Annotated in this window: 12 protein-coding genes; 9 read left to right on the top strand and 3 right to left on the bottom strand. The window is 36.1% G+C overall.

What is annotated here, in order from left to right:
- The coding region (locus AC1RFD_RS09930) for a Nif11 family protein (RefSeq protein ID WP_004227236.1) at positions 1-236 on the bottom strand (236 nt) is incomplete at its 3' end.
- A 165-nt stretch (positions 237-401) separates the two neighbouring features.
- Here AC1RFD_RS09930 and AC1RFD_RS09925 point away from each other — a divergent pair.
- From AC1RFD_RS09925 to AC1RFD_RS09915, 3 genes are read left to right on the top strand one after another with little or no spacing between them, the layout of a single operon-like run.
- Complete coding sequence (locus AC1RFD_RS09925; RefSeq protein WP_048392218.1) at positions 402-1,148, top strand: metal ABC transporter ATP-binding protein; 747 nt, start codon at positions 402-404, stop codon at positions 1,146-1,148.
- A 13-nt stretch (positions 1,149-1,161) separates the two neighbouring features.
- The gene (locus AC1RFD_RS09920; RefSeq protein WP_048392219.1) at positions 1,162-2,025 is read left to right on the top strand and encodes a metal ABC transporter permease; all 864 of its coding nucleotides are present in this window, start codon (positions 1,162-1,164) and stop codon (positions 2,023-2,025) included.
- Positions 2,022-2,450, top strand: coding sequence for a Fur family transcriptional regulator (locus AC1RFD_RS09915; protein WP_048392220.1), 429 nt, complete (start codon positions 2,022-2,024; stop codon positions 2,448-2,450). The genes AC1RFD_RS09920 and AC1RFD_RS09915 overlap by 4 nt, the downstream gene beginning before the upstream one ends.
- Positions 2,451-2,514: 64 nt before the next feature.
- Here AC1RFD_RS09915 and AC1RFD_RS09910 read toward each other — a convergent pair whose 3' ends face one another.
- Both AC1RFD_RS09910 and serC read right to left on the bottom strand, forming a co-directional pair.
- The gene (locus tag AC1RFD_RS09910; RefSeq protein ID WP_048392221.1) at positions 2,515-2,898 is read right to left on the bottom strand and encodes a hypothetical protein; all 384 of its coding nucleotides are present in this window, start codon (positions 2,896-2,898) and stop codon (positions 2,515-2,517) included.
- Positions 2,899-3,177: 279 nt separating this feature from the next.
- A complete protein-coding gene (serC, locus tag AC1RFD_RS09905; protein ID WP_054548539.1) occupies positions 3,178-4,266 on the bottom strand; it encodes a 3-phosphoserine/phosphohydroxythreonine transaminase in 1,089 nt (362 codons plus the stop codon).
- A 395-nt stretch (positions 4,267-4,661) separates the two neighbouring features.
- Here serC and AC1RFD_RS09900 point away from each other — a divergent pair, with 395 nt between their 5' ends.
- From AC1RFD_RS09900 to AC1RFD_RS09875, 6 genes are all read left to right on the top strand, one after another.
- Positions 4,662-5,198, top strand: a complete 537-nt coding sequence (locus tag AC1RFD_RS09900) for a hydrolase (RefSeq protein WP_103118442.1) — start codon at positions 4,662-4,664, stop codon at positions 5,196-5,198.
- Positions 5,199-5,473: 275 nt separating this feature from the next.
- Complete coding sequence (locus AC1RFD_RS09895) at positions 5,474-6,532, top strand: hypothetical protein (RefSeq protein ID WP_313870104.1); 1,059 nt, start codon at positions 5,474-5,476, stop codon at positions 6,530-6,532.
- A complete protein-coding gene (locus AC1RFD_RS09890) occupies positions 6,513-7,370 on the top strand; it encodes a diguanylate cyclase domain-containing protein (RefSeq protein WP_328024332.1) in 858 nt (285 codons plus the stop codon). The genes AC1RFD_RS09895 and AC1RFD_RS09890 overlap by 20 nt, the downstream gene beginning before the upstream one ends.
- Complete coding sequence (locus AC1RFD_RS09885; protein WP_492474866.1) at positions 7,360-8,805, top strand: hypothetical protein; 1,446 nt, start codon at positions 7,360-7,362, stop codon at positions 8,803-8,805. The genes AC1RFD_RS09890 and AC1RFD_RS09885 overlap by 11 nt, the downstream gene beginning before the upstream one ends.
- A complete protein-coding gene (locus tag AC1RFD_RS09880; protein ID WP_048392227.1) occupies positions 8,798-10,069 on the top strand; it encodes a glycosyltransferase family 2 protein in 1,272 nt (423 codons plus the stop codon). Before AC1RFD_RS09885 ends, AC1RFD_RS09880 begins: the two co-directional genes overlap by 8 nt.
- Positions 10,069-12,111, top strand: a complete 2,043-nt coding sequence (locus AC1RFD_RS09875; protein WP_492474865.1) for a cellulose biosynthesis cyclic di-GMP-binding regulatory protein BcsB — start codon at positions 10,069-10,071, stop codon at positions 12,109-12,111. The genes AC1RFD_RS09880 and AC1RFD_RS09875 overlap by 1 nt, the downstream gene beginning before the upstream one ends.
- The last annotated feature ends 19 nt before the right edge of the window (positions 12,112-12,130 follow it).

Raw genomic sequence — 12,130 nt, 5'->3', positions numbered from 1 at the left:
TATTTTGTAAACAAGGCGATGAGTTGACGAGAGCGCTTTCTTCCTAAAACGGCCTCCACTTCAACAAGAATATCTTTAGGAATCCCTAAAAATAGCCAAGAAAATGAGAATTGCTCCAAATAAGGTCGAAGTTTTTTTACTTCAGAAGTCGTAATGCTAAAGCCTTCTTCACGAGCAATCGCGACAATTTCCTTATCCGTGCTTTGTGCTAATTGCTGTAAAAATTGAATACTCAAAGTCAATCCTCCTTTATCTCATTAATTTTCACGAAATCATTTATACACTTGCAATCAGCTATTCGAAAAAGCATCCATCTTCTTTTCTTTACAAAAACTGCACTTTCCTTTATACTTACAATTTGTAAATCGTAATGATTTTGAATTAGAAAGAAGCGATCATGCATGAAAACAACACTTATTGACATTGAAAATGTGTCATTTCAATATGACTATACGCAAGTTTTAAAAAACATTTCTTTTCGTGTAGAAGAGGGAGATTTTTTAGCACTTCTCGGCCCAAATGGTTCGGGAAAATCAACATTATTAAAAATTATTTTAGGTTTGCTGAAACCTTTATCCGGAGAAATAAAATTATTTGGTGAACCAAGTGCAAATTTTAAGCACCGTGAATGGATTGGCTATGTCTCGCAAAAATCCAATGCCTTTAATTCTGGCTTCCCGGCAACCGTGCAAGAGGTCGTGAAAAGTGGATTAACGAAAAAATTAGGGCTTTTTAAAAGACCTGGCCGAGATGCCAAAGACAAAGTTCAAGAAGCTTTAAAGGCAGTTGGCATGGATGCTTATATGAATCGCAACATTGGAGAACTATCTGGTGGACAACAACAACGTGTTTTTATTGCAAGAGCTTTAGTCAGTAATCCCAAATTGCTCATTTTAGATGAGCCAACTGTCGGCATTGATCATGAGAATGTGCAGTCATTTTATGATATGCTGGCGAAATTAAATCGGGAACAAGGAATTACGATGATTCTTGTCACACACGATGTCGATACGGTATCGAATCGTATCAGCCATGTGGCATGTTTGAATCAAACTATTCACTTCCACGGCTATAAAAATGAATTTGATAATATTTCTCAGGATGCGCTAGACGCTTGGTATGGCCATTCCGTGAGAAAGATTCATTAGAAGGAGCAGGCATATGATTGAAGCAATTTTACATTATGAATTTTTACAAAATGCCTTTTTCTCTGGATTATTAATTGGCATACTTGCGCCCCTGCTGGGTGTGTTTATTGTTGTACGTAGGCTATCCTTGATTGCGGATGCTTTGTCGCATGTAACACTTGCAGGAATTGCTGGGAGCTTATACATTAGTCAATCAGTGACAGCCTTAGCAATGCTCAATCCTATTTATCTAGGAATACTAGCCTCTGTGAGTGGCTCTGTCTTGATTGAGCGTTTAAGACGTTTGTATAAGCACTATGAGGAGCTTGCCATTCCAATTATCATGTCAGGTGGTATTGGGATTAGCGCCATCTTTATTTCACTTGCCAGTGGTTTTAGCACAGATTTAATGAGTTATTTATTCGGCTCGGTTTCTGCTGTATCTCGTCAAGACTTATGGGTAGTGATTGGCATTGCTGCCATTGTGATTATCTTTTTGTTTTTATTTTTTAAAGAATTATTTGTTTTGTCTTTTGATGAGGAATATGCAAAAGCTAGTGGACTTCCGGCTCGTTGGGTTCATCTTTTATTTATGATTGTAACAGCACTTGTCATTGCGGCAAGTATGCGCATAGTTGGTATTTTACTTGTATCATCTCTGATGACATTGCCTGTTGCAGCAGCAATGCGCTTGGCAAAGGGCTTTAAACAAACCATCATTTTTGCCATTGTTTTTGGAGAAACAGCTGTACTAATTGGTCTAATTAGCGCATTTTATATGGATTTAGCGCCAGGAGGCACGATTGTTGTCACTTCTATTCTGATTTTGTTACTTGTAATCCTAGGGAAGAAAGTAGCACTTAAAATGGCTGCAAAGCAGGGGGAGGTAGCGCAATGAATATTTCAAGAGCGTGGGAAATATTAAAGGAAAATGGCTATAAAAAAACAGATAAACGGGAGTTAATATTAGATATGTTTGCAGCAACAGATAAATATCTAACAGCCCGTGATTTATTGGATGTTTTAAAAAAAGATTTTCCGGGAATGAGTTTTGATACTATTTATCGTAACCTTGCTACTTTTGTGAAACTTGGGATATTAGAAGAAACAGAGCTATCCGGGGAACGTAATTTCCGTATGCACTGTGAATCTGCGCATCATCACCATCATTTTATCTGTATGGACTGTGGCAACGTCAAAGAGCTTAATCTTTGTCCAATGGAAATGTTAGGTGAAAAATTGCCTGATTATGAAATTGAAAATCATAAGTTTGAAATATATGGTAAATGTCCTGATTGTAAGCATGACACTCTGTCACATTAAATGTTGACAGAGTTTTTTTCTATGTAAGAAGAGGGTGCCAATAGAAGGCTACCCTCTAAAAGGATTAAGCTACTGCCACTCGACGAATCGCAACAATTTTATTGCAATCTACGATTAAAGGAGAAGCAGCTGCTGCACCTGGCTCAAGGAAGTATGCACAGCAATTTCTTGGATCGAAGGAAATGAAAGTCACACCTAAGAAGCTAATACCTCCAGATAAGAAGATATCTAGTGTAGTAGCTAGCTCTAATTTTCTTAATTGGTGACAAATACAGCCTCTACAGTTGCTGCTCATTCTTGGTGTACATTTTTCTTCTTTTTTACAATGACATTTTTCCTCTTTTTGGCAATGACATTTTTCAACTTTACGTTGACAGCATTTTTCCTCTTTTTTAGGACATTTACAGCCTTGCCAGTTCATATGTGACATATATCTTTTATCTTCCATTGTCTAGACCTCCCTTCCTCTAGTTTCGTAAGGGTAACCCTTACAGTAATAATCTATGTTTGGTGCATAGCTAGAGGCTGGCGATATGTCCGATAGGCTGCTTAAAAATCTATATTTTTCTCAAAAACTTTTGCAATGTGTAAAGCCCTAAGCTGAGATATTGCTATAAACATCTAATCAAGCTAATGGTATGGGGATAGATTTCTTATTTCCTTCTACAAGCGCGAAAAAAAGATGAATCTTTACATTTCTGTAAAGATTCATCTTTTAAATAGAAGTTTATTGATGTTTTTGTTGGAAATCTACCATGAAATCTCTTAAAGCTTCACATGCCTCAAGGGGCACTGCATTATAAGTGGAAGCACGACAACCACCTACAGAACGATGTCCATTTAGCCCAACAAAACCTGCTGCCTTTGCCTCTACAAGGAATAATTTTTCCAGCTCCTCATCTGCAACACGGAATGTAATGTTCATTAAAGAACGGCTTTCTGGTGTGGCATGGCCTTTGTAGAAACCATTACTATTGTCAATGGCATCATAAATGACTTTTGCCTTTAATTCATTGTGTTTCTCAATTTCTGCTACGCCGCCTTTAGCTTCAACCCATTTTAACACCTCGCCTAGCATATAGATCCCAAATGTTGGAGGTGTATTATAAAGTGAATTACTATCAGCATGTGTTGTATACTTTAGCATCGTCGGAATATTTTTATTGGCTTTTTCAAGTAAATCTTTGCGAATAATTACGACCGTTACACCTGAAGGACCAAGGTTTTTTTGAGCACCAGCATAGATGATTCCGAACTTTTCAATATCAACTGGTTTTGATAGGATGTCACTTGACATATCTGCCACTAATGGAACATTTCCTGTATCAGGGTAGTTTTTCCATTGCGTACCATATATCGTATTATTGGATGTGATGTGAACATATGCATCATCTTCATTGAATTGAATATCTTCTAAAGCAGGAATATTGCGGTATTGGTTTTCTTTTGTGCTTGCAGCTTCAACAGGTGTCCCAAATAATTTAGCTTCCTTAAAAGCTTTCTCAGACCATGAGCCTGATAATACATAGCTAGCTTTTTGCTCAGTTGTTAAGAAGTTCATAGGCACCATTGTAAACTGAAGGCTTGCTCCACCCTGTAAGAATAGTACCTCATAGTTTTCAGGAATAGCATAAAGTTTTTTTAATAAAGTAATGGCTTCGTTATGTACTTCATCAAAAATGGCACTACGGTGACTCATTTCCATAATGGACATACCTGAATCACGGAAGTTTACTAATTGCTGTTGAGCATTTTCTAATACTTCTTGTGGTAGAGCAGATGGACCTGCGTTGAAATTGTATGCACGTTGTGTCAAAGTGGTACACTCCTTGTTTGGTTAATAACAGAACTTTACTGGATTATAACCTAATTTTCAAGAGAAAAAATAAAATTCTTAATATTTGAGCAGAATGGAGACAGACTCGCAACAAAATGTACACATTTAAGCAGGTATTTTTCATTAAAAACGAACAAATAGAAAGTTATTATTGAAATTAAGTGATATTTTCCGTATATTAAATATTTTTTATTACCATAAAAACGATAATGTTCGTGTTTTAATTTACAGGTATTTCCTTCTTGGGAGTGTGAAACCTACAGGCTAAAGCAAAACCATTAAAATCGATTGTTAGAGAAAACTCCTTATTACTTTACGAGAGATAAGCAGGTTTTTGTATAGTATTATAAAGAAAAGAAAAAGAGGTGTTCAGGATGTTTACAGTAGAGAAAGCTTGTTTAGTAGTTGTAGATGTGCAAGGAAAGTTAGCAACAATTGTAGATGACAGTGAAATGGTAATTGAAAATGTGGCAAAGCTCGTACAAGCAATGCAGGCACTGGAAGTACCTATTTTATGGCTAGAACAAAATCCAAGTCGTTTAGGCGGAACGGCTCTTGAGATTGCTCAGCATTTAGAAGGGCAACCGATTCCTAAAATTGCCTTTAGTGCGTGCCAAGAAGAGGCATTTGTAGAGGCTATGAAGGAAAATGGACGTACTCAATTCATTGTGACAGGTATTGAAACACATATTTGTGTGTACCAATCGGCTAGACACCTGAAAGAACAAGGATTTGAAGTAGAGGTTGTTGTAGATGCAGTATCTTCTCGAACAAAGGCAAATAAAGAAATTGGGCTTACAAAGATGCATGCGCTGGGTATTTACCCAACTAGCACCGAAATGATCTTGTATGAGCTACTACAACGTGCAGATCATGAACATTTTAAAACCATTTTGAAGCTTGTTAAATAACGCAAATTAAAATTGAAACAATTGGTATGTTTATTCCATTCATTGTAATAACAATTTTGCTTTCAAGAGAAATATATACAAAGAAATTGGGTTAGATTGAATAAATGTAGATGTCTAATGGGTCTATAGACCTTCATTGGGCATCTTTTTTATTTTAGGGCTAGATTATGTGTGACATTACTCATATAAAAACTTAGCCATTCCATTTGTTGTATACTATAATTAAAAATCGGGAATTCGTTATGGGTAAATAACTTTTAATTAGGATGATGACTATGAAAAAAAATTTGAGATGGTTACTGTTAATAGTTAGTGTCGTTCTTATTTCAATAAGTTGTACAGGTAAAGAAGTAGCTCTACAAAAAGAACCCCTTTCACCAACAGAACAATTTGTTATTCAAAATTTACTGAATGATGAAGGGTTAATAAGCACGGATTTAACAAGCCAGAAAGATTTATTTTTATCGGAATCAGTAGGACTATGGCTTGCTTACTTATTAGAAAAAGGCGATCGTGCTCGTTTCGATGCCCAGGTCAATGTTCTGAAATCCTACTTTTTAAAAAGCGACTTTATTGTCTGGCGACTAGAAGGCACAAAAAAAGCCACAGTTAATGCACTAATTGATGATTTGCGAATCATCCGTGTTTTACTAGAAGCAGGTGAAAAGTGGCATGAATCAACGTATGTCCAACTAGGAAAAAAATTTGGCGAAAATTTGATCCTACATGGAATGAACGAAGGGTTATTTGTGGATTATGTAGATGTTTCAAGCCATGCACAAGCCAACACATTGACAATGAGTTATCTAATGCCTTCCGCTTTTTATACAATGGAAAAACATGGATTATTGTCTCGACAGCAAGTCCAAGATCAGTTAACTATTTTACAAAATGCCCCTCTCGCTGAAGAAGGATTCTATCCAAAGTATTATGATATTCCCTCTAAAAGTTATAGATTTGATGAAGAACTGCACATGATTGATCAATTATATGTAGCCTATCATATGGCTTCTATTGATGGAGATACTGAACCTTTTAAACGCTGGCTGTTAAATCTGTTGAAAAGAGACGGGAAATTATATGGGCGTTATAATGCACAAACGAATCAACCAACCGTGAGCTATGAGTCTCCTGCTGTGTATGCAATGGCAGCTCGATATATGCTCGTTTTAGAAGAGCAGCAAAAAGCACAGATGTTCATTGAGAAAATGTTATCGCTAAAAGATCCTACTACAGGTTATGTTGAAAAAAATACACAATCAACGCATAGTTTTGATAATTTACTACCACTATTAGCAGAAAGGGAGGTAGAAAATGCGATTAACAATGAATAGAAATAGAGCAATTTTGATATATGGGTCAATTTTAATCTTACTATTACAAATACCTGCCTATTTTTTATTGCGTCAGGATGCAGAAGGTTATTTACTTTACTTGTTTTTAATGCTTTTAATAGTGCTTACTCTTTGGAGAGGCATGGTATTTGGGCTTATTAGCAGTCTCATCTTTATTTTTATTACAGGTTCAACATTACTCTATACGGGAATAACGGGAACAATGACATTTCTAAACCCTTCATTTTCCATGCAGTTTTTCTTCCTTTATGGCATCGTACTATTACTACTCATACTTTGTGCAGGAAAAGTGCATGAATTAATGACTGAACAGGCAAGCTACATAAAAAAATTACAAGAAGATGTTAGAAACTATGTAGCAATTGATGTGGAAACAGGGTTTGATAATGAAACACGTATGCGAATAACTGTGAATGAAGAGATGCGTAGAGCAGATAGGCATAAGCACACTTTTGTCTTTATCATTTTAAAACTTGAAAATTATGATCAATTTCAAAAGCTTTACGGGGCTAAAGAAGTACAACACTTATGGCAACAACTTTCTCAAAGGATACATCAAACGGTTAGACAAACAGATAAAAAATTTCGGTTTCGCGAAAATCATATTGGGTTATTATTAATTGATACAACAGACCAGTATATGGAAGTTATTTATAATAAACTAGACCAAGCCTTAAAAAACCATCAATTGTTAAACGGAAAATGGGTAACACTAAATTATAAAACTAGTTTCTATACGTATCTTCCACTAACGGAGTCGACGTTCGATGAAATTTTATCGGATCTGGAAAGAGAGATGAAAACAAATGCGCTCTAATTATAGCTTTTGGATCGCCATTGGATTGCTTTGTTTTTATACGTTCACTATATGTGACTCTGTACTAGCAGCCGAAAAAAATAGGGACACTGCATTGATTTATGTCACAAGTTCCAAGCAGCCGACTATCGATGTATTGGCATTACAAGACATGCTTGAAAATTTTACGTCAGTAGATGTTTTATCCATAGAAGATGTAAACGAACAGATGCTTCAATCTTATAAACGCCTTGTTGTTATGAATAACTATCCAACTAGAATTCCTCCAAATGCCTTGTCTGCAATAAATCAATTCTCAGGATCAGCCATTTTGATTGGTGAAAATGCATTTCAGTTTGCTCCTTTTTCAAAATGGAAGGAGGGCCCCATAGTTGAACTTCGAGCTATTGGGGGAGAAGTATTAAATAATCCCATAAAATGGAAAAGTGTAATACCATCACGGGATTTTGACATAGTAGAGAGAGCTACCTCTTTAAATAAGACATACCCTTTTATCGTCAAAAAAAATAATTGGTCTTTTATAGGTGATTTTATTAATAAAGATACATTGCAATATCAGTGGCCAGCGATCATGGGGGAGCTTTTGCAAATAGCAAAGCCTCAGACACATCCCGCTTTTATTGTTTTATCAGATATTAATATGAAGACAGATATGCAAAAGTTAAAAAAGCTCGTGCTGGAGTTTTCAGCAAAAAAATTACCGATTGCACTTGAAGTGACACCTATTGTAGTAGATGAAAGCGATAAAAGATCCTACTATTTGCACGAAAATAAAAAACTATTAAGTTATCTACAAAAATTACAAAAGGAAGGTTATGTATTTATCCTTTCTTCTTCTAATTCAACTGAAAAAAACCTTGAGTATTTAGTGCTACGTAAAATCTATCCTACTATAAGTCAGGGGGATAGCTTCCTTTTTACCAGTAGTATCCAGCAGGACAGTCAGCAATTATTTATAACACAAAGCGAAGATAACCATACAATTTATCCGATTACAGCGGGATCTATGGCAGATATAGAAACATATTCTTTCTATCCAGTAAAACAAAAGATAAACCTTTTATTAAAAGTTCCTAGTTCTATCATCGGTATTCAATATCCTGCCTATTTTAATGCTTCCTATGTTCAGGAGATTGCCGCTTATTTAAGCGAACATCCACAAATTGAACTACTTAATCTCAGACAGACGAAGCAACAAGTAATATCCAAAAATGTTTCGATTAAGCAACATGAAAATGGTGAACAAACAATACAATTAGCATTTACAAAAATCGAACGTTTAAAAATATTATTTGATGAACGACCATTTGAAATAATTTTATGGGCGCTTGTCTTGATTGTTTCGCTGTTTGTCACATTATTTTTTATTAGTACCTTGCGTTTACGTATTACCTTACGTAAGAGATTATTTGAGGAGAGGAAAACAAATGGCTAATACCTTATTTTTTATATCACTTTTCCTCATTTGGATCATGCTGCTATATCATATGTTTTTAATGGAGGGTGGTTACTTACACTTTCGTACTTTTGAAAAGCCAATTGATGACTGGGCTAAAAAAATGGACAAGGTTCCCTCAGTCAGTGTCTTTATACCAGCGCACAATGAAGCACTTGTGATTGAACAAACACTACGAGCCATGTCACGACTATATTATCCGAAAGATCAACTAGAGGTAATTGTCATTAATGATAATTCTTCAGATGAAACTGGTGCTATTGCAGCGCGGTACGCAGAAAAGTTCCCATTTATTCGTGTCATTGAAACAGTAGAGCCAAACAAAGGGAAGGGGAAATCCTCTGCCCTCAATTCGGCACTAGCTGATTCCACAGGGGATATCGTTGTTGTTTATGATGCTGATAATACACCTGAACGGATGGCCGTTTGGTATTTAGTGATGGGTCTCATGAATGATTCAAAAGCGGCTGCCACTGTGGGGAAATTTCGCGTTATTAATGCGGCAGAAACATGGTTAACTCGTTTTATTAATATCGAAACGATTTGTTTCCAGTGGATGGCCCAAGGCGGGCGTTGGAAATGGTTTAAGGTGGCAACTATACCTGGTACCAATTTTGCAATCCGACGGACAGTTTTGGAGCAATTAGGCGGTTGGGATGTAAAAGCATTGGCTGAAGATACAGAGCTAACCATCCGTGTTTACAATTTAGGCTACCATATTCGTTTTTTCCCAAAAGCCATTACGTGGGAGCAAGAACCAGAAACCTTAAAAGTATGGTGGAAACAGCGCACTAGATGGGCAAGAGGTAATCAATATGTAGTGCTGAAGTTTTTAAGTCAATTCTTCACACTAAAAAGAAAAAGTATCATGTTTGATTTATTTTATTTCTTTTTTACGTATTTTTTATTTTTCTTTGGTGTCATTTTATCCAATGCCCTATTTATTATTAATTTATTTTATGATATTGGATTGACCGTTGGCGACATTGCCCTTGTTTTATGGGTTTTAGCCTTCTTACTGTTTCTAGGTGAAGTAATGATAACCTTAAGTATTGAAAAAACAGAAATGAATCGGAAAAATTTCTTTTATGTCATACTTATGTATTTTACCTATTCTCAAATGTGGATTGTGCTAGTCGTTTGGTCATTACTATTAGAAATAAAGCGCATGTTTACTGGTCAAGAAGTTCAATGGTATAAAACAGAGCGTTTTTCCAAGCAATCAGATAAAGGAGCAGAATAATGAGAACCAAATTCTTCTATTTGTGCTTATTTTGTATTGGTTTTTTTAGTTTTGCTAACAATGCAGTTGCAGCTACCATTACCGTAGATGACAACACAATTGTAATAGAAGGCAATCAACAGCAGAAAAAGCCCTTACTAGCACAGCCAATCGAATTACTGGGACCTTCTTCGTCAAGAGATTTTTATTACAATCTAAACGAGGATGTCCCATCCAATAACCAGCAAGTGACATTTCAAATCCAGCATTCTGAGCTACTTATAGCACCATCCTCCTTCACAGTGAAAGTGGATGATGTAGCAATTAAAACAGTTCCATTGAAAGCAGATTCATTAAAACAGACTGTTACCGTTAACCTTCCAAAAGAAGCACTACTAAAGGGTTCTCATAAAATCACAGCTAGTTTTTATGGAATTCTTAAGGAAGGAATTTGTGTGCCTCCTGGCAACGCAGGTAATTGGCTACGTATTGAAATACTATCGTCTATATCAGCATTTAGTGAGGAAAGTGATGCTTGGTCATTAAATAGCTATCCTGCTGCGTTTTTAGGCTATGAGGGATATGCTACGACGGTTATTGTACCAAAGCAGACCTCTGAGGCCACTTTAAACAGTGCATATCAGCTCGCTGCCTTTTTATCCGAACATGGTGACACAGATGTACAGATTGAGCGTGAAGATGCTATTAATAAGATAAGAGGTCCTATTATCATTGTAGGGGCAAAAAAGGAATTTAGTACAAGCCTATTAAAAAAGATGTTAGCAAACATAAGCGTTGAGCAAGATACTATGACACTTACGATGCAGGAGCTACTGAATAAAAATTCGAATCGAAAAGTACCTCTTTTAGCTGTAACCTCTTCAAATGGCCAAGCTATTGAGGAACGATTATCTTTTTTAACCGAAGCAACCTTATTCGAGCAATTAATTGGTGATACATTAGCGATTAACGATGTTCCTAAAATAGAAGAGTCATCTGATACGACGATTTCATTTAAGCAATTTGGCTTTGAGGATCGACTTTTATCCAGCCAAGCGACAATGACACCTCATTATTATGTGTCGTTGCCAAAGTTAGAGGCAAACAAGGAAGCTTTTATGCGCTTGATCGTTAAAAAATCAGCAACAATACCTGACAGTAAAGAGGATGAGGATCGAAAATTAGAATTGATCGCGTATATCAATAATGTTCCACATGCAGTAGATTTACGAAAATTAGAACAGACTACAACAGATATGTATGAGGCCATTATACCGATCCAAACAAATGTGCTCAACAAACTTTCAATGACCGATATTCAGTTTGAAGTGACAGGCTTTCAACTAGAGGATCCTTGCCAAACAACCAATGAACGCTATTGGATTTACATTGATAGTGATAGCACATTATCGATTACAAAAGATGATGCTGAACCAACGTTTACCTTACGTGATTTTCCTAATGCTTTTCATGAAAATACGTTAATCGTTATACCTGATAATGGAGGAATTGACGATACAACTATGGTATCACTTTATAAATCGTTAATGACGAATGGTAACATGGCAAAAACCTCGCTGATGAAGGATAAAAATGTGACAGAGGAAGCTTTACAAGGGCATGCAGTCATTTTTATGGGAGAAATGGAACAGCTAACATGGCTTGCCAAGCAATCCTCAAAAATCCCTCACACATCTGAGCAGCTTATCTCACAAGGGTTTTTACCTGAGGCAATAGGCCAATATGTGTTCATAACGAAAAATTTCTGGCAGCTTAAAGAGCCTTTATTATGGATTCATTCATTAGAAAATGCCTCTGTAAAAGGTAACTTTTATGCTCACTTGAAAGAGACAAATTCACAGACAGACGCTGCGATTGAAACAAAAGAAGGGCAATTTGTTGTAGCCATAAATCAAAATGCTGATAAGGAAGACGGGAAAGTAGCTAAAAAAGGTGAAATATCCTATGTTTTAATTGCAGAATTTGTTGGGCTCATCCTTGTCATTGCAGTTATCCTGTATATCATCCTTCGTAAACGAAAGAAAAATCAACTGAAACAATAAAAGCAAAGTCGCGAATGTG

This window comes from Lysinibacillus sp. GW823-FHT02G10 (assembly GCF_058797135.1).
This window is presented reverse-complemented; position numbering and strand designations above follow the sequence as displayed.